Annotated in this window: 22 protein-coding genes; 17 read left to right on the plus strand and 5 right to left on the minus strand. The window is 61.3% G+C overall.

Annotated elements, in window-relative coordinates; translation table 11 throughout:
- Nucleotides 1-85: 85 nt before the first annotated feature.
- A complete protein-coding gene (locus tag H0Z09_RS19255; RefSeq protein ID WP_186692559.1) occupies nt 86-850 on the minus strand; it encodes a LuxR family transcriptional regulator in 765 nt (254 codons plus the stop codon).
- A 183-nt stretch (nt 851-1,033) separates the two neighbouring features.
- Here H0Z09_RS19255 and H0Z09_RS19260 point away from each other — a divergent pair, with 183 nt between their 5' ends.
- From H0Z09_RS19260 to H0Z09_RS19285, 6 genes are read left to right on the plus strand one after another with little or no spacing between them, the layout of a single operon-like run.
- Nucleotides 1,034-1,921, plus strand: a complete 888-nt coding sequence (locus H0Z09_RS19260) for a proline iminopeptidase-family hydrolase (RefSeq protein ID WP_076950337.1) — start codon at nt 1,034-1,036, stop codon at nt 1,919-1,921.
- Nucleotides 1,922-1,924: 3 nt separating this feature from the next.
- Nucleotides 1,925-2,872: an ABC transporter permease gene (locus H0Z09_RS19265; protein WP_186692561.1), complete on the plus strand. Its 948-nt coding sequence runs from the start codon at nt 1,925-1,927 to the stop codon at nt 2,870-2,872.
- On the plus strand, nt 2,869-3,726 hold the full coding sequence (locus H0Z09_RS19270) for an ABC transporter permease (RefSeq protein WP_186692563.1): 858 nt from the start codon (nt 2,869-2,871) through the stop codon (nt 3,724-3,726). Before H0Z09_RS19265 ends, H0Z09_RS19270 begins: the two co-directional genes overlap by 4 nt.
- Nucleotides 3,723-4,679: an ABC transporter ATP-binding protein gene (locus H0Z09_RS19275; protein WP_186692566.1), complete on the plus strand. Its 957-nt coding sequence runs from the start codon at nt 3,723-3,725 to the stop codon at nt 4,677-4,679. Before H0Z09_RS19270 ends, H0Z09_RS19275 begins: the two co-directional genes overlap by 4 nt.
- Complete coding sequence (locus tag H0Z09_RS19280) at nt 4,676-5,647, plus strand: ABC transporter ATP-binding protein (protein WP_186692568.1); 972 nt, start codon at nt 4,676-4,678, stop codon at nt 5,645-5,647. Before H0Z09_RS19275 ends, H0Z09_RS19280 begins: the two co-directional genes overlap by 4 nt.
- Nucleotides 5,648-5,679: 32 nt before the next feature.
- Entirely contained in the window at nt 5,680-7,194 is a 1,515-nt protein-coding gene (locus H0Z09_RS19285) for an ABC transporter substrate-binding protein (RefSeq protein ID WP_186692570.1), read from the plus strand.
- A gap of 227 nt (nt 7,195-7,421) precedes the next feature.
- Here H0Z09_RS19285 and H0Z09_RS19290 read toward each other — a convergent pair whose 3' ends face one another.
- From H0Z09_RS19290 to H0Z09_RS19305, 4 genes are all read right to left on the minus strand, one after another.
- A complete protein-coding gene (locus H0Z09_RS19290) occupies nt 7,422-8,162 on the minus strand; it encodes a YciK family oxidoreductase (RefSeq protein ID WP_186692572.1) in 741 nt (246 codons plus the stop codon).
- Nucleotides 8,163-8,363: 201 nt separating this feature from the next.
- Nucleotides 8,364-9,035 (minus strand): N-acetylmuramic acid 6-phosphate phosphatase MupP, encoded by a 672-nt coding sequence (gene mupP, locus H0Z09_RS19295; protein ID WP_186692576.1) that lies wholly within the window; start codon nt 9,033-9,035, stop codon nt 8,364-8,366.
- Between the two features lie 4 nt (nt 9,036-9,039).
- A complete protein-coding gene (gene ubiG / locus H0Z09_RS19300; RefSeq protein WP_186692584.1) occupies nt 9,040-9,738 on the minus strand; it encodes a bifunctional 2-polyprenyl-6-hydroxyphenol methylase/3-demethylubiquinol 3-O-methyltransferase UbiG in 699 nt (232 codons plus the stop codon).
- Nucleotides 9,739-9,767: 29 nt separating this feature from the next.
- Nucleotides 9,768-11,099 carry a TRZ/ATZ family hydrolase gene (locus H0Z09_RS19305; RefSeq protein WP_186692587.1) on the minus strand — a complete coding sequence of 444 codons (1,332 nt, stop codon included), beginning with the start codon at nt 11,097-11,099 and terminating at the stop codon, nt 9,768-9,770.
- Between the two features lie 108 nt (nt 11,100-11,207).
- Here H0Z09_RS19305 and mtnA point away from each other — a divergent pair, with 108 nt between their 5' ends.
- From mtnA to H0Z09_RS27510, 11 genes are all read left to right on the plus strand, one after another.
- Entirely contained in the window at nt 11,208-12,284 is a 1,077-nt protein-coding gene (gene mtnA / locus H0Z09_RS19310) for an S-methyl-5-thioribose-1-phosphate isomerase (protein WP_186692590.1), read from the plus strand.
- Nucleotides 12,285-12,710: 426 nt separating this feature from the next.
- A complete protein-coding gene (gene gyrA, locus H0Z09_RS19315) occupies nt 12,711-15,365 on the plus strand; it encodes a DNA gyrase subunit A (RefSeq protein WP_186692592.1) in 2,655 nt (884 codons plus the stop codon).
- 248 nt (nt 15,366-15,613) lie between these two features.
- A complete protein-coding gene (gene serC / locus H0Z09_RS19320; RefSeq protein ID WP_186692594.1) occupies nt 15,614-16,699 on the plus strand; it encodes a 3-phosphoserine/phosphohydroxythreonine transaminase in 1,086 nt (361 codons plus the stop codon).
- Nucleotides 16,699-17,793 (plus strand): prephenate dehydratase, encoded by a 1,095-nt coding sequence (gene pheA, locus H0Z09_RS19325; RefSeq protein WP_003172650.1) that lies wholly within the window; start codon nt 16,699-16,701, stop codon nt 17,791-17,793. The genes serC and pheA overlap by 1 nt, the downstream gene beginning before the upstream one ends.
- 9 nt (nt 17,794-17,802) lie before the next feature.
- The gene (gene hisC / locus H0Z09_RS19330) at nt 17,803-18,915 is read left to right on the plus strand and encodes a histidinol-phosphate transaminase (RefSeq protein ID WP_186692596.1); all 1,113 of its coding nucleotides are present in this window, start codon (nt 17,803-17,805) and stop codon (nt 18,913-18,915) included.
- Nucleotides 18,916-18,943: 28 nt separating this feature from the next.
- A complete protein-coding gene (locus H0Z09_RS19335; RefSeq protein ID WP_238340280.1) occupies nt 18,944-21,154 on the plus strand; it encodes a bifunctional prephenate dehydrogenase/3-phosphoshikimate 1-carboxyvinyltransferase in 2,211 nt (736 codons plus the stop codon).
- A complete protein-coding gene (gene cmk / locus H0Z09_RS19340) occupies nt 21,151-21,840 on the plus strand; it encodes a (d)CMP kinase (protein ID WP_012722932.1) in 690 nt (229 codons plus the stop codon). The genes H0Z09_RS19335 and cmk overlap by 4 nt, the downstream gene beginning before the upstream one ends.
- 119 nt (nt 21,841-21,959) lie before the next feature.
- On the plus strand, nt 21,960-23,651 hold the full coding sequence (gene rpsA / locus H0Z09_RS19345) for a 30S ribosomal protein S1 (RefSeq protein WP_012722933.1): 1,692 nt from the start codon (nt 21,960-21,962) through the stop codon (nt 23,649-23,651).
- Between the two features lie 160 nt (nt 23,652-23,811).
- Nucleotides 23,812-24,096 carry a hypothetical protein gene (locus tag H0Z09_RS19350; RefSeq protein ID WP_186692601.1) on the plus strand — a complete coding sequence of 95 codons (285 nt, stop codon included), beginning with the start codon at nt 23,812-23,814 and terminating at the stop codon, nt 24,094-24,096.
- A gap of 132 nt (nt 24,097-24,228) precedes the next feature.
- On the plus strand, nt 24,229-24,525 hold the full coding sequence (gene ihfB / locus H0Z09_RS19355) for an integration host factor subunit beta (RefSeq protein WP_186692603.1): 297 nt from the start codon (nt 24,229-24,231) through the stop codon (nt 24,523-24,525).
- Between the two features lie 81 nt (nt 24,526-24,606).
- Nucleotides 24,607-24,768: a LapA family protein gene (locus H0Z09_RS27510; protein ID WP_273017468.1), complete on the plus strand. Its 162-nt coding sequence runs from the start codon at nt 24,607-24,609 to the stop codon at nt 24,766-24,768.
- Nucleotides 24,769-25,091: the final 323 nt, after the last annotated feature.

Here is a 25,091-nt window from a genome sequence, read left to right on the forward strand (position 1 = left end):
CCTGCTCTGAAAAAAGGATCAGGCACACGATAATGCGTGGCAGACATTCAGGTAACTAGCAAAACAGCTAGGTTTTGCCGCCGGGTCAGTCTTCAAGCAGGCGGTAATGCGTGGCGCGCACCACGGCCTGCACGCGATTCCTGGCCCCCAGCTTGTGCATCGCCGAGGCCAGGTGCAGGGTGACCACCGCCAGTGAGCGGCTCAATTGCGTGGCGATTTCAGCGGCGGTCAGGCCGTCGGCGGCCCATTTGAGGCACTCGCGCTCGCGTTTGGTCAGGTGGATATGCGGGTAGGTGCGCAGCTCTTTGCTGAACAGCGGGTAGGCCGCTTCCTGCAAGGCATGGGAAATCAGGCTGAAATCCGACAGGGTGTGCTGCGCATCCTGCAATACGTTGCCGGCCTTGCCGGTACGCAGGCCGGTCAGCGAGGCGAAGCCGCCACGGGGCAGGTGGATCGGCACGCTGACGCCGCAGGTCAATTGCTGGTCGTGCAGGTAGGAAGAGACCGGCGCGTGGCAGGGGTCGATGATCCGCTGCAAAGGCGTGTCGACCTTGACGTCATAGGACCACACAAACGGCGACACCGAACTCAGGGCCAGATGTTGCACCGGATCGATCTGGTAGAACCCCTTGCTGCACCACAAGGCGTGCCAGTCTGGCGGGGTGTTGCGCAGTTCGAGCACCGAAGGGGTGATCAACGCACCATCCTGGTCAATGGGCACCGGGCTGTAGTCATACACCAGTGCATCGAAGCCCAACTGCTGGGCGAGGATAAACGTATTGTCCATCTGCTCGTCCAGGCTCCTGCCCGGCATCAGACGGTGGTTTAAGGCAGTCAGCTTGGCCAGCATCCGTTCTGCTCCCGAATTCATTTGAATCTCGACTTGCTGCAAGTAGAATGCCACGCCCCGGCGAAGGACTGCCAGGCCAAACCTATAAGAAATGCTAGGTTATGGACGCGCGGCATCCTCGGTAGTGTTGGCCTGATAAACGGCCGCTACCTGCCAGGCCGACACTACACAAGGAATGTATGCATGTGGCGTGAAATTGCCCCCGACCAGCAGTACAGCGTGCAAGTCGATGGCCATGAGCTCGTGGTCTACAGCTTTGGCCAGGGCGATGAGGTGCTGCTGTGCCTCAACGGCGGGCCTGGCCTGCCGTGTGACTACTTGCGCGACGCCCATGGCTGGCTCAAAGACCATAACCTGCGAGTGGTTGCATTCGACCAGCTTGGCACGGGCGCTTCAGCCAGACCCACCGACGTTTCGTTGTGGGAAATCGGCCGTTATGTCGAAGAAGTCGAAACCGTGCGCCAGGCGCTCGGCCTGGGGCGTGTGCATTTGCTCGGGCATTCCTGGGGCGGCTGGCTCGGGATCGAATACGCCATCCACTACCCCGATGCGCTGAAAAGCCTGATCCTGGCAAACACCGTCGGCGATATTCCGCACCTGTCCCGGGAACTGGAGCGCCTGCGCGGCGCCCTCGGCAGCGAAACCGTGGCGATGATGCAGCGCCACGAAGCCATGGGCACCCTCGACCATCCGCAATACCAGGCCGCAATCACCTTGCTCAACTATCGCCACGTGTGCCGCCTCGACGAATGGCCCGAGCCGGTCAAGCGTTCCCTGGGCGACTGGAACATGGGCCCCTACGAAACCATGCAGGGGCCCAACGAATTTCTCTACATCGGCAACCTCAAGGATTGGAACCGCCTCGACGAGATGGCAGCGTTCAAGATGCCGATCCTGATCACCACCGGCCAGCACGACGAACTCACCCCGGCCTGCGCCCTGCGCATGAAGCTTTCGGCCACACATGCTGAACTGCATGTATTTCCCAACAGCAGCCATATGCCTTTTTACGAGGAACCCCAGGCGTATTTCCCGGTGTTGTTGGACTTCCTCGCGCGTCATCGAGGCTGACGAATGAACCTGGCGCGCTATCGTTTTGTGCTGTCCCGGCCGCTGCAATTGCTGCCGGTGCTGCTTGGCATCAGCCTGATCACCTTTGTGCTGGTGCGCTCGATTCCCGGCGACCCGGCCCGGGCGCTGCTCGGCTCGCGCAGCACGCCGGATGCCTTGCTGAAGATCCGCGCCCAGTACGGCCTCGACCAGCCGTTGTGGCTGCAATATTTTTACTTCCTGAAAAACCTGCTCAAGGGCGACCTGGGCCAATCGCTGCTATACAAGGTCGACGCCCTCAAGCTGATCGTCACCCGCATCGAGCCCACCCTGGTACTGGTGCTGGGCAGCGGGGTGCTGGCGCTGCTGATCGCGGTGCCGCTGGCGACCGTGGCCGCGCGCAACAAGGGCGGTTGGGCGGATAACCTGATCCGCGTGTTCACCACGGTCGGTCTGGGCATGCCGGCGTTCTGGCTGGGCCTGATGCTGATCCTGTTGCTGAGCGTGCAGTGGGGGCTGTTTCCGGTTTCCGGTTACGGCCGCACCTGGCTGGACAAGGCGCACCATATGGTGCTGCCGTGCCTGACCATTGCCCTGGCGCTGTCGGCGGTGCTGGTGCGCAACCTGCGCGCGAGCATGTTGATGGAATTGCAGGCCGACCACGTCACCGCCGCCCGCGCGCGTGGGCTGTCGGAAGCCGCGGTGTTTCGCCGTCATGTATTGCCCAATTCATTGGTGCCGGCGGTCAACCTGCTGGCGGTGAATATCGGCTGGCTGATCAGCGGCACGGTGGTGATCGAAAGCCTGTTCGCCATTCCCGGCATCGGCCAACTGCTGGTGCGCGGCATTTTTACCCGCGACTACATGGTGGTGCAGGGCGTGGCCATGGTGCTGGCCTGCGCGACGGTGGTGGTCAACTTTATCGCCGACGTGGTGACGGTGGCCCTTGACCCGCGAGTGAAGATGCAATGAGCAGCCGTCCGATGATTGCCCCGTGGCGCTTGCGCCTGCGCTTCGGTTTTCGCAACGGCCGCCTGACCGCTGCGTGGGGTCTATTGATCTTGCTGGCGTGGTTGGCGCTTGCCGTGTTTGCGCCGTGGATCGCGCCCTATGACCCGATTGCGCAAAACACCGACGCCAGTTTGCTTGGCCCAGGCCTTGCCCATCCATTTGGCACGGACAATTACGGCAGAGACATCCTTTCGAGGGTGATTTGGGGCGCGCGCATCGACCTGCAACTGGCCATCGTCGGGGTCATTTTTCCGTTCATGATCGGCACCTTTATCGGCGCGGTGTCCGGGTATATCGGCGGGCGTTTCGACAGTGTCTGCATGCGCGTCATCGATGTGATCCTGGCGTTCCCGTTCCTGGTGCTGATGCTGGCGATCATGGCGATCCTCGGGCCTGGCTTGCAGAGTTTCTATATCGCCATGGCGCTGGTGGGCTGGGTGTCGTACGCGCGGCTGATCCGCTCGCAGATCCTGGTGCTCAAGGAAAGCGATTTTGCCCTGGCCGCCAAGAGCCTGGGGTTTGGCCACGGGCGTATTCTCTTCCGGCACCTGCTGCCCAATGCGATGTTCGGCTCGATTGTGTTTTCCATGTCTGACGCGGTGCTGGTGCTGCTCAATGGTGCCGCCGTGAGCTACCTGGGCCTGGGCGTGCAACCGCCGACCGCCGAATGGGGAACGATGGTCGCCGAAGGGCAAGCGTTTATCACCACCGCCTGGTGGATCTGCACCTTTCCCGGCTTGGCCATCGTGACCCTGGCCATGGGGTTCAGCCTGCTGGCCGACGGTGTGGCCCAAGTATTGGGGGATCGCTCATGAGCCTGCTGCAAGTACGTGACCTCAGCGTGATCGCCAACAACGCCGGGCGTGATCTCACGCTGGTGGACCGCGTGTCCTTCGACCTGGCCGAAGGCGAAATCCTCGGGTTGGTGGGGGAAAGCGGCTCCGGCAAGACCATGGCCTGTCGCGGCCTGATGCGCCTGCTGCCATCGGCCAACTTGCGCGTGCAAGGCGGCGCGGTTCGGCTGGCCGGCCAGGACTTGCTGCAACTCGATGAAGCCGGCATGCGCGCCGTGCGCGGCGGGCAATTGGGCATGATCTTCCAGAACCCCAGCAGTCATCTCGGCCCGCTGATGCGCATCGGCGAGCAGATCGCCGAGGGCATTCGCCTGCACCAGGGCGCGTCGAAAAAAGACGCGCGGTTGCAGGCCATCGACGTACTGCGCCAGGTTGGCATTCCCGATCCCCAGGCGCGGGTCGACAACTACCCCCACGAGTTTTCCGGGGGCATGCGCCAACGCGCGATGATCGCCGTGGCCCTGGGCTGCAACCCCAAGGTGTTGATTGCCGACGAGCCGACCACGGCCCTGGATGTGACAGTACAGGCGCAAATCCTGCGGCTGTTGCTGGAGCTGCGTGATCGACGCGGCCTGTCGATCATCATGATTACCCACGACCTCGGCGTGGTCGCGCAAACCTGCGATGCCATCGCCGTGATGTATGCCGGGCGCCTGTGCGAGCACGGCAGCAAATATGAGCTGCTGGCCCATCCGCAGCATCCCTACACCGCGGGCCTGATCGATTGCCAGCCCGCCCACAGCAGCGGTCACGCGCTGTTGCGCACCATCCCCGGGCAACCGCCGTTGCTGGACGCGCTGCCCAGCGGCTGCCGGTTCAACCCGCGTTGCCCACAGGTTGGCGCCTTGTGCACCGAAGCGCTGCCGCAAGGCTCGCGGGTCGCCTGTCATTACCCTTTGGGAGCGCAGCCATGAGCCTGTTGCAGATCAAGGACCTCGAAGTGAAGTTTGCCGCGTCCGGCAGCGGCGTGTTCGGCTTGAACAAGCAGTGGGTGAGGGCGGTGAACGGCGTGTCCCTGGACCTGGCGGCGGGTGAAACCCTGGGGTTGGTCGGTGAGTCCGGCAGTGGCAAGAGCACCCTGGGCCGGGCGGTCTTGCACCTCAACCCGATCAGCGCCGGCCAAGTGTTGTTCGATGGCGTCGACATGGCGCACGGCAGCGCCATCGACATCACCCGATTGCGCCATGAAACCGCAATGATTTTCCAGGACCCTTATGCCGCGCTGAACCCGCGCCAGACCATCGGCGAAACCCTTGCCGAAGTGCTGCGCGTGCAGCGCAAGGTCGCGCCCGCGCAGATTCCCGCCCGGGTCAACGAATTGCTCGACCTGGTCGGCCTGCGCCCCGAACTGGCCAGCCGTAAACCCGGCTCCCTCAGCGGCGGCCAGTGCCAGCGCGTCGGCATCGCCCGGGCACTGGCGGTGGAGCCACGGCTGATCATCGCCGATGAGTGCGTGGCGGCGCTGGACGTGTCGATCCAGGGCCAGATCATCAACCTGCTGCTGGAACTGCAACAGCGCATGAACCTGGCGATCCTGTTTATCGCCCATGACCTGGCCATCGTACGCAGGCTGTGCGACCGCGTGGCGGTGATGTACCTGGGCAAGATCGTCGAGGAGGGGCCGGTGGAAGCGGTCTTCACCGCGCCGCGCCATCCCTACACGGCGGCGTTGATCCAGGCGATCCCCGAGATCGATCCGCATCGGCCGTTGCCTACGCAGCCCTTGCCCGGCGAGCCACCGAGCCCGCTGAATTTACCTACGGGCTGCGCCTTTCACCCGCGTTGCCGGCACGCCCGCGCAATGTGTTCCGTGGTATTGCCGCCGACCCATTTCCTGCACGAGCATCGATACAGTTGCGTGCTTGAAGAACCTTTGCTTTGACCCTCTGCCATTCATTAACAAGGAGTTGTGATATGCAATCGCGCCACTTGAAGTTGCTCGCCGCCGCTACGTTGACCGCCTGGTCCCTGACCGCCGGTTTTGCCCAGGCCGCTGGTGTCCTCACCATCGGCTGCCGTGAAGACAGCACCACGTTCGACCCGATCAAAAGCGCGCAGAACCGCGACACCTGGGTGTTCGCCAACGTCTACGACACCCTGGTGCGCGTGGACAACCTGGGGACCAAGATGGAACCGGGCCTGGCCGAAAGCTGGGACATTTCCAAGGACGGCCTGACGTACACCTTCAAGCTGCGTGATGCCAAGTTCTCCGACGGTTCGCCGATCACCGCTGAAGACGCGGCGTTCAGCCTGTTGCGCATCCGCGACAACAAGGCCTCGCTGTGGGCCGACCCGTTCAACCTGATCAACACCGCCAAGGCATCGGACCCGAAGACCCTGGTGGTCACGCTGAAGACCCCGGCCGTCGCCTTCCTCTCGCAACTGGCGTCGCCGACGGTATCGATCCTTTCGGAAAAAGCCATGACCAAGATGGGCGAAGACGCCTACTCGGAAAACCCGGTGACCTCCGGCGCGTTTACCGTGGACGAATGGCGCAAGGGCGATCGCGTCATCCTCAAGAAGAACCCGAACTTCTGGCAGGCCAAGCAGGTGAGCCTGGATGGCGTGGAGTGGGTGTCGGTCACCGATGACAATACGCGCATGCGCATGGTGCAGAACAACGAGCTGGACACCGCAATCTTCGTACCTTTCTCGCGGGTTGAAGAGCTGAAGAAAGACAAGAACGTGGTGATCCACGCCGACCCGTCCACCCGTGAAGATCACCTGCTGATCAACCACGCACACGGGCTGCTGGCCAAGCCGGAAGTTCGCCAGGCGCTGGACATGGCCATCGATAAACAATCGCTGGTCAAGACCGCCACTTACGGCCAGGGCACCGTGGCGTATTCCTACATCCCGAAAGGCTCGCTGTACCACTACGCCAACAACCTGCAACGCCCGTATGACCCGACCGCCGCCAAGAAGCTGCTCGAGCAGGCCGGCGCCAAGGACTTGAAACTCAACTACGTGGTCAACGCCGGCAACGAGGCCGACGAGCAGATCGCGGTGATCATCAAGGACCAACTGGCCAAGGTCGGCGTGACCGCCAACCTGCAAAAGGTCGACCCGACCCAGAGCTGGCAGATGCTGGTGGACGGTGAGTACGATATTTCGGTGATGTACTGGACCAACGACATCCTCGACCCGGACCAGAAGACCACCTTCGTGCTGGGCCACGACACCAACCAGAACTACATGACCCGTTACAAGAACGACAAGGTCAAGGACCTGGTGGCCGCCGCGCGGGTCGAGGCCGACCCGGCCAAGCGTGAGCAAATGTATGTCGAGCTGCAGAAACTGGCGAAACAGGACGTGAACTGGATCGACTTGTATTACAGCCCGTACATCAACATCTCACGCAAGAATGTGAGCAACTTCCTGCAAAACCCGCTGGGGCGTTTCACCCTTGAGGAAGTGGTGAAAAACTAACATTTCAAATCAAATGTGGGAGCTGGCTCGCGAAGGCGGTGTGTAGTGAGCGGGCTTGCCCCGCGTTGGGCTGCGAAGCAGCCCCAAACCAGGCGACTCGGTTCCGCCCGGAGGTTGGCGGTGTCTTTATTGGGGCCGCTTCGCAGCCCAGCGCGGGGCAAGCCCGCTCACTACACTATCGCAGGCAAGCCAGCTCCCACATTTTTGGTTCTGCGGTGTATCAGGGGTTACTGCGCATCAAACGCCTGCCCATTGATGCCGGCGCTGTCCGGCCCCATCAGGTACAAATACACCGGCATGATTTCCTCCGGTGCCGGCCGTTCCATCGGGTTTTCCCCCGGATACGCCTGGGCCCGCATGCTGGTGCGTGTGCCGCCGGGGTTGATGCTGTTGGCGCGTACCGCCGCCACGTCTTCGAGCTCATCGGCGAGAGTCTGCATCAGGCCTTCAGTGGCAAACTTCGACACCCCATAAGCCCCCCAATACGCCCGGCCCTTGCGTCCGACGCTGCTGGAGGTGAACACCACCGACGCATCCTGTGACAGCTTGAGCAGCGGCAGCAAGGTGCTGGTCAGCATGAACATCGCGTTGACGTTCACGTGCATCACACGCATGAAGTTTTCGCCGGACAACTGCTCGATCGGTGTGCGTGGGCCGATGATCGAGGCGTTGTGCAACAGGCCGTCGAGGTGGCCGAATTCTTTCTCGATCATCGCCGCCAGCTCATCGTATTGATGGGGCAGGGCGGTCTCCAGGTTGAACGGAATCACCACCGGTTGCGGCTGGCCCGCGGCTTCGATCTGGTCATACACCTGGGCCAGGTTGGCTTCGGTCTTGCCCAGCAACAGCAACGTCGCGCCATGGGCGGCGTAGGTTTTCGCCGCCGCCGCGCCAATCCCGCGCCCGGCGCCGGTCACCAGGATCACCCGGCCTTTGAGCAGATCTGGAGGTGCGCAGTAATCAAACATAAATAGCCTCGACAAAAATTCAGGTAGCCAGCACCAAACTTGATACCAGTGAAGATCCCCTGTGGGAGCGGGCTTGCTCGCGAAAGCGGTGTGTCAGTTAACACATGTATTGACTGACCCAGCGCATTCGCGAGCAAATCGAATCGTCGCACCGCCGCTCCCACATTTTGATCTTCATTGATCAGTGAGGGCGGTGGCCCATCAGCAACTGCACAGCGCGTTATCCAGCACCTTGCGCAATTCCAGCGGGTGATCCACCACCACATCGGCGCCCCAGTGACGCGGGTTGTCGTCCGGGTGGATATAGCCGTAAGTCACCGCCGCCGTGCGCGTCCCGGCGTCGCGGCCGGACTCGATATCACGCAAATCATCGCCCACGAACAGTACGCTGGCCGGGTCCAGGCCGAGCAGCTTGCACGCCAGGATCATCGGCTCCGGGTCCGGTTTGCTGTTTTTCACATGGTCCGGGCAGATCAGCACGGCGGAGCGCTTGGCCAAGCCCAGTTGCTGCATGATCGGTTCGGCAAACCGCAGCGGCTTGTTGGTGACCACGCCCCAGATCAGGTTGGCTTTCTCGATGTCTTCGAGCAGTTCGGCCATCCCGCCGAAGAGCCGGCTGTGGACCGCGCAGCCCTTGAGGTAGCGCTCGAGGAATTCCTGGCGCAGTTCTTCAAAACCTGGGGATTCAGGGTCCATCGAGAAAGTCACCGCAACCATCGCCCGCGCACCGCCGGAGATTTCATCGCGGATGTGCTGGTCGTTGACCGGCGGCAGGCCGCGATCGGCGCGCATCGCCTGGCAGATGGCAATAAAGTCCGGCGCGGTGTCCAGCAGGGTACCGTCCATGTCGAAGATAACCGCTCGCAACTTCACAGGCTTATTCCTCGCGCAGGGTCTGGATCATGTAGTTGACGTCAACGTCGCTGGCCAGCTTGTAGTGCTTGGTCAGCGGGTTGTAGGTCAAGCCGATGATGTCCTTGACGGTCAGCCCGGCCTGGCGGCTCCAGGCGCCCAGTTCGGACGGGCGGATGAATTTCTTGAAGTCATGGGTGCCGCGCGGCAGCAGCTTCATGATGTATTCAGCGCCGATGATCGCGAACAGGTAGGCCTTGGGGTTGCGGTTGATAGTGGAGAAGAACACCTGGCCGCCCGGCTTGACCATTTGGAAGCACGCACGGATCACCGAAGACGGGTCCGGCACGTGTTCCAGCATCTCAAGGCAGGTGACCACGTCGAACTGCGCGGGCATCTCTTCAGCCAGGGCTTCGGCGGTGATCTGGCGGTATTCCACGCTCACGCCGGATTCCAGCTGGTGCAAGCGAGCCACGGCCAACGGGGCTTCGCCCATGTCGATGCCCATCACGGTGGCGCCGCGCAGGGCCATGGCTTCGCTGAGGATGCCGCCGCCGCACCCCACGTCCAGCACGTTCTTGCCGGCCAGGTTGACGCGTTCGTCAATCCAGTTCACCCGCAGCGGGTTGATGTCGTGCAGGGGCTTGAACTCGCTTTCGCGGTCCCACCAGCGGTGGGCCAGGGCTTCGAACTTGGCGATTTCGGCGTGGTCGACGTTGCTCATGGTGAATCCTCTAAAGCTGAAAAATCGGTTTATTCGCTGTGCCCGCTGATGCGTTGTCCCCAGGCGATGGCCGTGGCGGTCAACTGTGCTTCATCCATGCGGGTCAATCGTCGGTCGTCGAGCAACTGCTTGCCGGCAACCCAAAGGTGTTTCACGCAATCGCGACCGGTGGCATAGATAAGCTGCGAAACCGGATCATAGATCGGTTGCTGCGCCAGCCCCGACAGGTCGAAGGCGACGATATCCGCGGCCTTGCCGACTTCCAGCGAGCCGATCTCGCCTTCCAGGCCCATGGCCCGCGCGCCATTGAGCGTCGCCATGCGCAGCGCGCGATGGGCGTCCAGCGCCGTGGCCGAGCCTGCAACGGCCTTGGCCAGCATCGCGGCGGTACGGGTTTCGCCCAGCAGGTCGAGGTCGTTGTTGCTGGCGGCGCCATCGGTGCCTATAGCCACATTGACGCCAGCCTGCCACAGGCGTTCAACCGGGCAGAAGCCGCTGGCCAATTTAAGGTTCGATTCCGGGCAGTGGATGACGCTGGTATTGCTTTCTACCAGCAAAGCCAGGTCATCCTCGCTGATTTGGGTCATATGAACGGCCTGGAAGCGCGGGCCCAGCAGGCCCAGGCGTCCCAGGCGCGCCAGTGGGCGCTCGCCGGTCTGCTCGACGGCTTGCTGCACTTCGAAGGCGGTTTCATGCACGTGCATATGGATCGCGGCGTCCAGCTCTTCGGCGATCACCCGGATTTTCTCCAGGTTGGCGTCGCATACCGTGTAGGGCGCGTGGGGGCCGAAGGTGATCTTGATGCGCGAGTGGTGCTTGAGGTCGCCGAACAGCTCGATGCCTTGGCGGATCGCCTCATCGGTGCTGCCGGCGCCGGGAATCGGGAAGTCGAGGATCGGAATCGCGATCTGCGCGCGCATACCGCTGTTGTGCACGCAGTCGCTGGCGACCTTGGGGTAGAAGTACATGTCCGAAAAGCAGCTGATGCCGCCCTTGAGCTGTTCGGCGATGGCCAGGTCGGTGCCGTCGCGCACGAAGGCTTCATCGACCCATTTGGCCTCGGCGGGCCAGATGTGTTTTTCCAGCCAAGTCATCAGCGGCAAATCGTCGGCCAGGCCGCGAAACAGGCTCATCGCCGCGTGCCCGTGGGCGTTGACCAGGCCGGGGCTGAGCAGCATGCCGGGCAGTTCGCGCACCTCAACCGCCGCAAGCTTCAAGGCCGCGGCTCGTGGCCCGATAAAGGCGATGCGCCCATCGCGGATGCCCAGGCCATGTTCCTTGAGCACCACGCCGGCAGGTTCGACAGGTACCAGCCAGGTTGGCAGCAACAATAAGTCGAGCGGGGCGGCAGTGGCAGTCATCGCGGGCTTCTTCCCAGGCAGCTATAAAAGAAGAGCGAAGTATACCCGAGCGTCCTGGCTGGCGGATCGCTATAATCGGCGGCTTTGTTCTTGAGTGCGGAGTAACGGATGCGCGATCGACTGTTGGCAGCGGAGAAAGTGAAAGCCATCGATTGGCGTGATGGCGCGCTGTACCTGCTCGATCAGCGTGCCTTGCCGTCCCGGGAGAGCTGGGTGGCCTGCGTGACGGTCGACGAGGTGGCTGCGGCAATCCGTTCGATGGTGGTGCGCGGTGCGCCGGCCATTGGCATCAGCGCTGCGTATGGCCTGGTGCTGGCCGCTCGCGAACGCATTGCCGAAGGCGGTGACTGGCAGGCTGCGTGGGAAGAAGACTACGCATTGCTGGCCGATACACGACCGACCGCGTCGAACCTGTTCTGGGCATTGAGGCGCATGCGCGACCGCCTGGACCGCGTCAAGAAACACGCCGATCCGCTGGCGGTGCTGGAAGCCGAGGCGATTGCGATCCACGAGAGTGACCGCGAAGCCAACCTCACCATGGCCCAGTTGGGTGTCGAGCTGATCCGCAAGCACCAGGGCAATGCCCAGGCGATTCTCACCCACGGCAATGCAGGCGCCCTGGCGACCGGCGGTGTCGGCACGGCGCTCGGGGTGATCCGCGCGGCCTACCTGGAGGGCATGGTCGAACAGGTGTACGCCAATGAAACCCGGCCCTGGCTGCAAGGCTCGCGCCTGACCGCCTGGGAGCTGGCGGGCGATGGCATCCCGGTGACGGTGAATGCCGACTCGGCCGGTGCGCATATCCTCAAGACCAAGGGCGTGACCTGGGTGATCGTCGGTGCCGACTGCATTGCCGCCAATGGCGATGTGATCGGCAAGATCGGCACCTATCAACTGGCGGTGTGCGCCATGCACCACGGCGTGCGGTTCATGGTGGTGGCGCCGAGTTCGACCCTGGACCTGATGATGGTCACTGGCGATGATGTTGCCCTGGAAGAGCGCGATGCCGGCGAGCTGCTGGAAGTCGCCGGCCAGCGTTTTGCGGCGGATGTGAGCGCCTACAACCCGGTATTCGACGTGACGCCGGCGGATCTGATCGATGTAATCGTGACGGAGAAGGGCGTTGTCGAACGGCCGGATACGGCCAAGTTGGCCAAGTTGATGTGCCGTAAGCGGTTGCATTGAGATCCCTGGCGCCTGTCAGATAGCATTCGCGAGCAAGCCCGCTCCCACATTTTGAATGGGTTCACAAATCCAAATGTGGGAGCGGGCTTGCTCGCGAATGGTCCTATAAGTCAATAAATCTCTCTGATTTGCCCTCCAAAAACAGCACCACCCCACCTCTGAGCCCCTCTCGTCCCTCTCAAGCCTGTCACCGGTCAAATTACTAGCCTCCATGCGCATCAGGGGGATAGGTGCGTGGCGGCGATTGTGATAACATCCGGCGGTTTCCAGGGCCGCCCCGAGGGGTGGCCTATAACGTGCAGATCCGTGTCATAACTCGTTGATTTGTCGTAAGTCGTTGTCCAGGCACTCTGCCGGCAGCGGCGAGCTTCGTTCGTCCCGAATGGATGTGACGAGGTTTCACCCGAAAAAGGAATCAGGCTTCTCATGGGCGAACTGGCCAAAGAAATCCTCCCGGTCAATATCGAAGACGAGCTGAAACAGTCCTACCTCGACTACGCGATGAGCGTCATCGTCGGTCGGGCACTGCCTGATGCGCGCGACGGCTTGAAGCCCGTGCACCGGCGTGTGCTGTTCGCGATGAGCGAGCTGGGTAACGACTGGAACAAGCCGTACAAGAAATCTGCCCGTGTTGTCGGTGACGTGATCGGTAAGTATCACCCTCACGGCGACACTGCGGTGTACGACACCATCGTTCGGATGGCCCAGCCGTTTTCCCTGCGCTACCTGCTGGTAGACGGCCAGGGCAACTTCGGTTCGGTCGACGGCGACAACGCCGCGGCCATGCGATACACCGAAGTGCGCATGACCAAGCTGGCGCACGAGTTGCTGGCCGACCTGCACAAAGAAACCGTGGACTGGGTGCCGAACTACGACGGCACCGAAATGATCCCGGCCGTCATGCCCACCCGTATTCCCAACCTGCTGGTCAACGGTTCCAGCGGTATCGCCGTGGGCATGGCGACCAACATCCCGCCGCACAACCTCGGTGAAGTCATCGACGGTTGCCTGGCCCTCATCGACAACCCCGAGCTGACCGTCGATGAGCTGATGCAATACATTCCCGGCCCGGACTTCCCGACCGCCGCGATCATCAACGGCCGCGCCGGCATCATCGAAGCCTACCGTACCGGTCGCGGCCGCATCTACATGCGCGCCCGCTCGATGATCGAAGACATCGACAAGGTCGGTGGCCGCCAGCAGATCGTCATCACCGAGCTTCCGTACCAGCTGAACAAGGCGCGTCTGATCGAGAAGATCGCCGAGCTGGTTAAAGAGAAGAAGCTCGAAGGCATCACCGAACTGCGCGACGAGTCCGACAAAGACGGTATGCGCGTGGTGATCGAGCTGCGTCGTGGCGAAGTGCCCGAGGTGATCCTCAACAACCTCTACGCCCAAACCCAGCTGCAAAGCGTGTTTGGTATCAACGTGGTTGCACTGATCGATGGCCGCCCACGCATCCTGAACCTCAAGGATCTGCTCGAAGCCTTCGTGCGTCACCGCCGCGAAGTGGTCACCCGCCGTACCGTGTTCGAACTGCGCAAGGCCCGCGAGCGCGGCCACATCCTGGAAGGTCAGGCGGTGGCGCTGTCGAACATCGACCCGGTGATCGCCCTGATCAAGGCTTCGCCGACGCCGTCGGAAGCTAAAGAAGCGCTGATCAAGATGCCGTGGGAATCCAGCGCCGTAGTGGCGATGGTTGAACGCGCCGGCGCCGATTCCTGCCGCCCCGAGACCCTGGACCCGCAATACGGCCTGCGTGACGGCAAGTATTTCCTGTCGCCGGAACAGGCCCAGGCCATCCTGGAACTGCGCCTGCACCGCCTGACCGGTCTGGAGCACGAGAAGCTGCTGGCCGAGTACCAGGAGATCCTCAACCAGATCGGCGAGCTGATCCGCATCCTCAACAGCGCCGTGCGCCTGATGGAAGTGATCCGCGAAGAACTGGAAGTGATCCGCGCCGAATACGGCGATGTGCGCCGCACCGAAATCCTCGATGCGCGCCTCGACCTGACCCTGGGCGACATGATCCCGGAAGAAGAGCGCGTGGTGACCATCTCCCACGGTGGCTACGCCAAGACCCAGCCGCTGGCGGCGTACCAGGCCCAGCGCCGTGGTGGTAAAGGTAAATCGGCTACCGGCGTGAAGGACGAGGACTACATCGCTCACCTGCTGGTCGCCAACAGCCACACCACGCTGCTGCTGTTCTCCAGCAAGGGCAAGGTGTACTGGCTCAAGACCTACGAAATTCCGGAAGCGTCCCGCGCCGCCCGTGGTCGCCCACTGGTCAACCTGCTGCCGCTGGACAGTGATGAATACATCACCACCATGCTGCCGGTCGAGGAATACACCGAAGGTCACTTCATCTTCATGGCCACCGCCAAGGGCACTGTGAAGAAGACCCCGCTGGAATCCTTCAGTCGTCAACGCAGCGTGGGCCTGATCGCCCTGGAGCTGGATGAAGGCGACGTACTGATCTCCGCCGCGATCACCGACGGCGAGCGTGAAGTCATGCTGTTCTCCGACGGCGGCAAGGTCACGCGCTTCAAGGAGTCCGACGTTCGCGCCATGGGTCGTACCGCTCGCGGTGTGCGCGGCATGCGCCTGCCGGAAGGGCAGAAGCTGATTTCGATGCTGATCCCGGAAGAAGGCAGCCAGATCCTCACCGCTTCCGAGCGTGGTTATGGCAAGCGCACGGCCATCAGCGAGTTCCCGGAGTACAAGCGTGGCGGCCAGGGCGTGATCGCCATGGTCAGCAACGACCGCAACGGCCGTCTGGTCGGCGCGGTCCAGGTGCTCGACGGCGAGGAAATCATGCTGATTTCCGACCAGGGCACCCTGGTGCGTACCCGTGTCGCCGAAGTGTCGAGCCTGGGCCGTAACACCCAGGGCGTAACCTTGATCAAGCTGGCCAAGGACGAAAAACTGGTGGGCCTGGAGCGTGTGCAGGAACCATCGGAAGTCGAAGGCGAAGAGCTCGAAGGTGAAGACTTTGAAGGCGAGGTGATCGCAACCGGCGATGACAACGTCGACGAGCCAACCCTCGATGCAGCCGCAGACGAAGAAGAACCGCAGGAATAAGCGGACACACAGGGGGCGGATGAAGATTCGCCCCCTTGTTGTTTGTCCGGACGGAAATATCGACAGCGATGGAGATTCCCATGTGGGAGCGGGCTTGCTCGCGAAAGCGGAGTGTCAGTCAATACACATTCGACTGACCCACCGCCTTCGAGCAAGTCGAATCGTCGCACCGCCGCTCCCACACTGAATCGGGTGTCGGCTGATATATTTGTTTGCGTGACTACCACCAAATCAAAGTGAGATTGGATGTGAGCAAGAGAGCCTATAACTTCTGTGCCGGTCCCGCGGCGCTTCCTGAAGCAGTCCTGCAGCGCGCGCAGGGTGAACTCCTCGACTGGCATGGAAAAGGCCTCTCCGTGATGGAAATGAGCCATCGCAGTGATGAGTTCGTGTCCATCGCCACCAAGGCCGAGCAGGACCTGCGCGACTTGCTGGGCATCCCGTCCAACTACAAAGTGCTGTTCCTGCAGGGCGGCGCCAGCCAGCAGTTCGCGCAGATTGCGCTGAACCTGCTGCCCGAAGGCGGCACGGCCGACTACATCGATACCGGTATCTGGGGGCAGAAGGCTATAGAAGAGGCCTCGCGTTACGGCCATATCAATGTGGCGGGCACCGCCAAGCCTTACGACTACTTCGCGATTCCCGGCCAGAACGAGTGGAAGCTGTCCAAGGACGCGGCCTACGTGCACTACGTCGCGAACGAAACCATCGGCGGCCTGCAATTCGACTGGGTGCCGCAAGTGGGCGACGTCCCGCTGGTGTGCGACATGTCTTCGGACATTCTTTCGCGCCCGATCGACGTGTCCAAATACGGCATGATCTACGCCGGCGCACAGAAGAACATCGGCCCGAGCGGCATCCTGGTCAACATCATCCGTGAAGACCTGCTCGGCCGCGCGCGTTCGCTGTGCCCGACCATGCTCAACTACAAGGTCGCGGCCGATAACGGCTCGATGTACAACACCCCGCCGGCGTTCGCCTGGTACCTGTCCGGCCTGGTGTTCGAATGGCTGAAAGAGCAGGGCGGTGTCGCCGCCATGGGCAAGCTCAACGAAGTGAAGAAGCGCACCCTGTACGACTTCATCGACGCCAGCGGCCTGTACAGCAACCCGATCAACCTCAGCGACCGCTCGTGGATGAACGTGCCGTTCCGCCTGGCGGACGACCGTCTCGACAAGCCGTTCCTGGCCGGCGCCGACGAGCGCGGCCTGCTGAACCTCAAGGGTCACCGTTCGGTCGGTGGCATGCGCGCCTCCATCTACAACGCTGTCGACATCCACGCCATCAACGCGTTGGTGGCTTACATGGCAGAGTTCGAAAAGGAACACGGCTAATGTCCGAGCAAGAACTCAAGGCCCTGCGTGTACGCATTGACAGCCTGGATGAGAAAGTCCTGGAGCTGATCAGTGAGCGCGCGCGGTGCGCCCAGGAAGTGGCACGCGTGAAAATGGCTTCCCTGGCCGAAGGCGAAGTGCCGGTGTTCTACCGTCCCGAGCGTGAAGCCCAGGTGCTCAAGCGCGTGATGGAGCGCAACAAGGGCCCGCTGGGCAACGAAGAAATGGCGCGGTTGTTCCGTGAAATCATGTCTTCGTGCCTCGCGCTGGAGCAGCCGCTGAAAGTGGCGTACCTCGGCCCGGAAGGCACCTTCACTCAAGCGGCGGCCATGAAGCACTTCGGCCACGCGGTGATCAGCAAGCCGATGGCCGCCATCGACGAAGTCTTTCGTGAAGTGGCGGCCGGCGCGGTGAATTTTGGCGTGGTGCCGGTGGAAAACTCCACCGAAGGCGCGGTCAACCACACGCTGGACAGCTTCCTGGAACACGACATGGTGATCTGCGGTGAAGTCGAGCTGCGTATTCACCACCACCTGCTGGTGGGCGAGAACACCAAGACCGACAGCATCAGCCGCATCTACTCTCACGCGCAGTCACTGGCCCAGTGCCGCAAGTGGCTGGACGCGCATTACCCGAATGTCGAGCGCGTGGCGGTGTCCAGCAACGCCGAGGCGGCCAAGCGGGTCAAGGGTGAGTGGAACTCGGCGGCGATCGCCGGGGACATGGCGGCGGGCCTGTATGGCCTGACGCGCCTGGCGGAAAAAATCGAGGACCGCCCGGACAACTCCACGCGCTTTTTGATGATCGGCAGCCAGGAAGTGCCGCCGACCGGCGACGACAAGACCTCGATCATCGTCTCCATGAGCAACAAGCCCGGCGCGCTGCATGAGCTGCTGGTGCCGTTCCACGACAACGGGATTGACCTGACGCGCATCGAGACCCGTCCTTCGCGCAGCGGTAAATGGACCTACGTGTTCTTTATCGACTTCATCGGCCATCACCGCGACCCGCTGGTCAAGGGCGTGCTCGAGAAAATCAGTCAGGAAGCCGTGGCACTCAAGGTGCTGGGCTCTTACCCGAAAGCGGTTTTGTGAGGCTTTAACATGAGTGGCAACTTCCTCGCCCTGGCGCAGCCGGGCGTGCAACAACTGTCGCCTTACGTTCCGGGCAAGCCCGTGGACGAGCTGGCGCGTGAGTTGAATCTGGACCCGGCGAAGATCGTCAAGCTGGCGAGTAACGAGAACCCGCTGGGCCCGAGCCCTAAAGTACTGGCGGCCATTCATGCAGAGCTGGCCGAACTGACGCGCTACCCTGATGGCAACGGGTTTGCCCTCAAGTCGCTGTTGGCGCAAAAGTGCCGGGTCGAGCTGAACCAGGTGACCCTGGGCAACGGTTCCAACGACATCCTCGAGCTGGTCGGCCGTGCTTACCTGGCGCCGGGCTTGAACGCGGTGTTCAGCGAGCACGCGTTTGCGGTCTATCCGATCGTGACTCAGGCCGTCGGTGCCGATGCGCGGGTCATTCCCGCGAAGGACTGGGGCCACGACCTGCCGGCGATGCTGGCGGCCATCGACGCACAGACCCGCGTGGTGTTCATCGCCAATCCGAACAACCCGACCGGAACCTGGTTCGACGCGCAGGCGCTGGATGACTTCCTGCAGGACGTGCCGGAGCACGTGCTGGTGGTGCTGGACGAAGCCTACATCGAGTACGCCGAAGGCAGCGACCTGCCGGACGGCCTGGATTTCCTGGCGGCGTACCCGAACCTGCTGGTCTCGCGCACCTTCTCCAAGGCTTACGGCCTGGCGTCGCTGCGGGTCGGCTACGGCCTGTCCACCGCCATCGTCGCCGATGTGCTGAACCGCGTGCGCCAACCGTTCAACGTCAACAGCCTCGCCCTGGCGGCGGCCTGTGCGGCGGTGAAGGACGCCGAGTACCTGGAAGAAGGCCGGCGCATCAACGAAAGCGGCATGCTGCAGTTGCAGGAAGGCTTCCGTGCGTTGGGCCTGGGCTGGATTCCGTCCAAGGGCAACTTCATCTGCGTCGACCTGGGCCAGGTGGCCGCCCCGGTATTCCAGGGGCTGCTGCGCGAAGGCGTGATCGTGCGCCCGGTGGCCAACTACGGCATGCCGAATCACCTGCGCATCACCATCGGCCTGCCGGGTGAAAACAGCCGCTTCCTGGAGGCGCTGGCCAAGGTTCTGGCTCGTGGTTGATGTCACTGCATTGCAACCTGCTGTGCCTATGATCGGTCGCCTGGTGGTGGTCGGCCTGGGGTTGATCGGCGGCTCCTTCGCCAAAGGCCTGCGTGAGAGCGGGCTGTGCGGCGAAGTGGTCGGCGTGGACCTGGACCCGCGCTCGCGCGCGCTGGCGGTTGAGCTGGGCGTGGTGGACCGCTGTGAAGCGGACCTGGCGCTCGCGTGCCAGGGCGCCGACGTGATCCAGCTTGCCGTGCCGATCCTGGCCATGGAGAAATTGCTCGCCGTACTGGCCGGCATGGATTTGGGCCAGGCGATCCTCACGGACGTCGGCAGTGCCAAGGGCAATGTGGTGCGTGCGGCGCAACAGGCCTTTGGCGGCATGCCGGCGCGGTTCGTGCCGGGCCATCCGATTGCCGGTTCCGAGCAGAGCGGGGTGGAGGCGTCCAATGCGCAGCTGTTCCGTCGGCACAAGGTCATCCTCACGCCGCTGGCGCAAACCGACCCGGCTGCGCTGGCGGTGGTGGATCGCCTGTGGCGTGAGCTGGGCGCGGATGTCGAACATATGCAGGTCGAGCGTCACGACGAAGTGCTGGCGGCGACCAGCCACCTGCCGCATTTGCTGGCGTTTGGCCTGGTGGATTCGTTGGCCAAACGCAACGAGAACCTTGAGATTTTCCGTTATGCCGCCGGTGGCTTCCGCGATTTCACGCGGATCGCCGGCAGCGACCCGGTGATGTGGCACGACATCTTCCTCGCCAATCGCGAAGCGGTGTTGCGCACCCTGGACACCTTTCGCAGCGACCTCGACGCCTTGCGCGACGCGGTCGATGCCGGAGATGGCCATCAATTATTGGGCGTGTTCACCCGAGCGCGGGTGGCGCGTGAACATTTCAGCAAGATCCTGGCACGCCGGGCCTATATGGAAACCGCTGTGAACGCCGATGACCTGACCTTCCTCGCCAACCCGGGCGGCCCCTTGAGCGGGCGCATCCGGGTGCCGGGCGACAAGTCGATCTCCCATCGGTCGATCATGCTCGGTTCGCTGGCCGACGGCGTGACCGAAGTCGAAGGTTTCCTTGAAGGCGAAGACGCCTTGGCCACCTTGCAGGCGTTCCGCGACATGGGCGTGGTGATCGAAGGCCCGCACCATGGGCGCGTGACCATCCATGGCGTAGGGTTGTATGGCTTGAAGGCGGCGCCGGGGCCGATCTACCTGGGTAATTCCGGCACCTCCATGCGCTTGCTGTCCGGCCTGCTGGCGGCGCAGGGTTTCGATAGCGTGTTGACCGGCGATGCCTCCTTGTCCAAGCGCCCGATGAATCGCGTGGCCAAGCCGCTGCGGGACATGGGCGCGGTGATCGAGACCGGGCCGGACGGGCGCCCGCCGCTGACCATCCGCGGTGGCCAGTCGTTGAAAGGCCTGGCTTACGCGATGCCGATGGCCAGTGCCCAGGTCAAATCCAGCCTGTTGCTGGCGGGGCTCTACGCGGAAGGCAAGACATCGGTGACCGAGCCTGCACCAACCCGCGACCATACCGAGCGCATGTTGCGCGGCTTCGGCTACCCGGTGGCGGTGGAGGGCGCGACGGCTTCGCTGGAGTCGGGCCATGCATTGACGGCGACCCATATAGAAGTGCCGGGGGATATTTCCTCGGCGGCGTTCTTCCTGGTGGCGGCTTCGATTGCCGAGGGTTCCGAGCTGTTGCTGGAGCATGTGGGCGTCAACCCGACACGAACCGGGGTGATCGACATCCTGCGGCTGATGGGCGCGGATATCACCCTGCAAAACCCACGCGAAGTCGGCGGCGAGCCCGTGGCAGACCTGCGCGTGCGGGCGGCGGCGTTGAAGGGTATCGAGATACCCGAGGCCCTGGTGCCGCTGGCCATCGATGAGTTCCCGGTGCTGTTCGTCGCGGCGGCCTGTGCCGAAGGCCGAACCGTATTGCGCGGGGCTCAAGAGCTGCGCGTGAAGGAATCCGACCGTATCCAGGTGATGGCCGATGGTCTGCTGGCATTGGGGGTCAAGTGTGAACCGACGCCCGATGGGATTATCATTGACGGCGGCCTGATGGGCGGTGGTGACGTGCATGCCCAGGGTGATCACCGCATCGCCATGGCCTTCAGCGTGGCTTCCCTGCGGGCAGCGGCGCCGATTCGTATCCATGACTGTGCCAATGTTGCTACGTCTTTTCCGAACTTTCTTACACTGTGTGCCCAAGTCGGCATCCGTGTTGCCCAAGAGGCTCAATTGTGAATATCAAAGCACCGGTGATTACCATCGACGGGCCAAGCGGCTCGGGCAAAGGCACGATTGCCGGCATCCTGGCCAAGCGCCTGGGCTGGTGCCTGCTGGATTCCGGCGCGCTGTACCGTTTGCTGGCGTTTGCGGCGCGTAACCACGGCGTCGACCTGACCAACGAAGAATCCCTGAAGCTGCTGGCGGCGCACCTCGACGTGCAGTTCGTTGGCGCGACGGAAGGTCATCCCCAGCGCATCATCTTGGAAGGCGACGATGTGACCGATGACCTGCGCAACGAGCAGGTCGGCTCCTGGGCCTCCCAGGTCGCCGCGCTGCCGGCGGTGCGCGATGCCTTGCTGCAACGCCAGCGCGCATTTCAGGAGCCGCCGGGCCTGGTGGCCGATGGCCGCGACATGGGCACCGTGGTGTTTCCCGAGGCGCCGCTGAAGATTTTCCTCACCGCCAGCGCCGAGGAGCGGGCGCGCCGCCGTTACTTGCAGTTGAAGGGCAAAGTCGATGGTGTTAGTCTGTCGAGTCTGCTAGATGAGATCCGTGCACGCGATGAGCGTGATACCCAGCGCGCAGTAGCCCCGCTCAAGCCGGCGGCTGATGCCATACAGCTGGATTCCACGGAGTTGTCCATCGAGCAGGTGCTGGAACGCATCATGAGCGAGATCGCCATTCGCGATATCGCCGGGTGACCAAGAAGGCCGCAGGGGACCAGTCATAGTCCTGTGGCGCTTCTTTTAATTGAAACTGACCCACACCGTCTGGGGTGTGGAGATGGGCGTATTCTCCGCCCTTATCAACAGGAATTAAAATGAGCGAAAGCTTTGCGGAACTCTTTGAAGAAAGCCTAAAAACCCTGAACCTTCAGGCAGGCTCCATCATCACCGGTGTTATCGTTGATATCGATTACCAAGCTCGCTGGGTAACCGTTCACGCTGGTCTGAAGTCTGAAGCTCTGATCCCGCTGGAACAGTTCTACAACGATGCTGGTGATCTGACAATCAATGTCGGTGACGAAGTTCACGTTGCTCTGGACTCGGTTGAAGACGGTTTCGGTGAAACCAAGCTGTCCCGTGAAAAAGCCAAGCGCGCTGAATGCTGGATTGTTCTCGAAGCAGCCTTCGCAGCTGAAGAAGTGGTCAAGGGCGTTATCAACGGTAAGGTTAAAGGCGGCTTCACTGTCGACGTTAACGGCATCCGTGCGTTCCTGCCAGGTTCTTTGGTCGACGTTCGTCCTGTGCGCGACACCACGCACCTGGAAGGCAAGGAACTCGAATTCAAGGTCATCAAGCTCGACCAGAAGCGCAACAACGTTGTCGTTTCCCGTCGCAGCGTCCTGGAAGCAGAGAACTCCGCCGAGCGTGAAGCTCTGCTGGAATCCCTGCAGGAAGGCCAACAAGTCAAAGGTATCGTCAAGAACCTCACCGATTACGGCGCATTCGTCGATCTGGGTGGCGTCGATGGCCTGCTGCACATTACCGACATGGCTTGGAAGCGTATCAAGCATCCTTCCGAAATCGTCAACGTTGGCGACGAGATCGATGTCAAGGTTCTGAAATACGATCGCGAACGCAACCGTGTTTCCTTGGGCCTGAAGCAACTGGGTGAAGATCCATGGGTCGCTATCAAAGCCCGTTACCCAGAAAGCACCCGCGTGACCGCGCGTGTTACCAACCTGACCGACTACGGCTGCTTCGCTGAGCTGGAAGAAGGCGTTGAAGGCCTTGTACACGTTTCCGAAATGGACTGGACCAACAAGAACATCCACCCTTCGAAAGTCGTACAAGTCGGCGACGAAGTGGAAGTCATGGTTCTGGACATCGACGAAGAGCGTCGTCGTATCTCCCTGGGCATCAAGCAGTGCAAATCTAACCCATGGGAAGATTTCTCTGGCCAGTTCAACAAGGGCGATAAGATCTCCGGCACCATCAAGTCGATCACCGATTTCGGTATCTTCATTGGTCTGGACGGCGGCATCGACGGCCTGGTTCACCTGTCCGACATCTCCTGGAACGAAGTGGGCGAAGAAGCTGTTCGTCGTTTCAAGAAGGGCGACGAGCTGGACACCGTTATCCTGTCGGTTGACCCAGAGCGCGAGCGTATCTCCCTGGGTATCAAGCAACTGGAAAGCGACCCGTTCTCTGAATACGTTCAGGACAACGACAAAGGCGCAATCGTTAAGGGTATCGTGAAAGAAGTTGACGCTAAAGGCGCCATCATCACTCTGGCCGACGATATCGAAGCGACTCTGAAAGCCTCCGAAATCAGCCGTGATCGCGTTGAAGACGCGCGTAACGTACTGAAAGAAGGCCAGGAAGTAGAAGCCAAGATCATCAGCGTTGACCGCAAGAGCCGTGTAATCCAGCTCTCCATCAAGTCGAAAGACGATGCTGAAGAGAAAGAAGCCATCCAAAGCTTGAAAGACAAGCCTTCGGATAGCATCGCTGCTGGTCCTACCACTCTGGGCGACCTGTTGCGTGCACAAATGGAAAAACAGAACTAAGTTCTGTCAGACCATAAAAAAAGGGCGACTTCGGTCGCCCTTTTTTGCGCCTGAAATTCGTTGAATCAACCTCAAGAACCAAGACGTACAGCTCAGTGTCAGAACTGACTATAGTTTCAAGAAAGACGGTTCCCGTGCTGTCGCTTCAATAAGGAATTGAATGAACAGGCTTATCCTAATACTCGCAGTGCTAGTGCTTGCAGGCTGCTCCACCATCAGCGCCAAGACCCACGCCAAACGCGGCGCCAGCGGCATCGAGATCGACTGCTCGGGCCTGGGCAACAAATGGGAGAAGTGCGAGAAGCGCGCCGCCCGCGAGTGCAAGATGCAGGGCTACAAGGTCATCACCCGATCCAGCGACGCCAAGGACGAAGAGGGCGACTATCTCTTTGGCTGGAATCCGGCAGGTGCTGTGACCCGCACCATGTTGGTGATCTGTAATTGAGGGGCGAATGCGCTTACGGCACGTCGCCAGTTATCCCGCATATTAGTTGTCGCGTGGGCTGTTCAAATTCATCAAGTCATGCTAAAACCTTCGAAGCGCTTTTCCTAGCTGCTTGAAAAAGAAGGGAAAAATATGACGAAGTCGGAGTTGATCGAACGAATTGTCACCCATCAAGGGCTGCTCTCATCCAAGGATGTGGAGCTGGCTATCAAGACCATGCTTGAACAAATGTCCCAGTGCCTGGCGACTGGGGATCGGATTGAGATTCGTGGGTTTGGGAGTTTTTCGTTGCACTATCGTGCGCCACGTGTTGGTCGTAACCCAAAAACAGGTCAATCCGTCAGCCTTGACGGCAAGTTTGTTCCTCATTTCAAGCCGGGGAAGGAGTTGCGCGATCGGGTGAACGAAGATGAGGAAGAGGTGATTTGAGTTTTTTTTGAGGGAAAGATGATGCTTAGATTTAGGTGCGTTCTGCTTTCGTTGGTTATCGTCGTTGTGGTTCTAGCGATTATGGTGTTTGTGTTGGAAAATCGGCAGAGCGTAGTATTCTCGTTCTTAGGGACGTCAGGGCCTGAAATGCCCGCGTCAGTATTTGTGACACTGTCCCTAATTATTGGTTTTCTTATTGGGCCGATGTTCAGTGCGTTAATGAAGATAATACGTCGCTCCTGATACCCGTAGAGGTCTTTTGGGAGAGAAGCTTGCAAGGCGTCACGACATCTGTACGACGATATTCTCGTTGAAATATTCTTCTTTGATGGCAGTGGCTGTTCCTAAACAATGCGGCCGTGAGTGTTTACTATCAATGTCTTAAGCTCCAAAGCCGCTTTTGGGTTCATAGACTTTTTATAATGTTTAGATGCCCTTTTATAACCTTCCCTCGCTGAAGAAATCTCTTCGGTCACGGTCCGCTGACCACCGTCACACATCGTGTTTCGAGTTTTGAGATTGCTCTAACTGTTTAGACAAAATTTGGGGTCGACCCAACAGTGCAG

This window comes from Pseudomonas sp. SWRI18 (assembly GCF_014268345.1).
Taxonomy (GTDB): Bacteria; Pseudomonadota; Gammaproteobacteria; order Pseudomonadales; family Pseudomonadaceae; genus Aquipseudomonas; species Aquipseudomonas cedrina.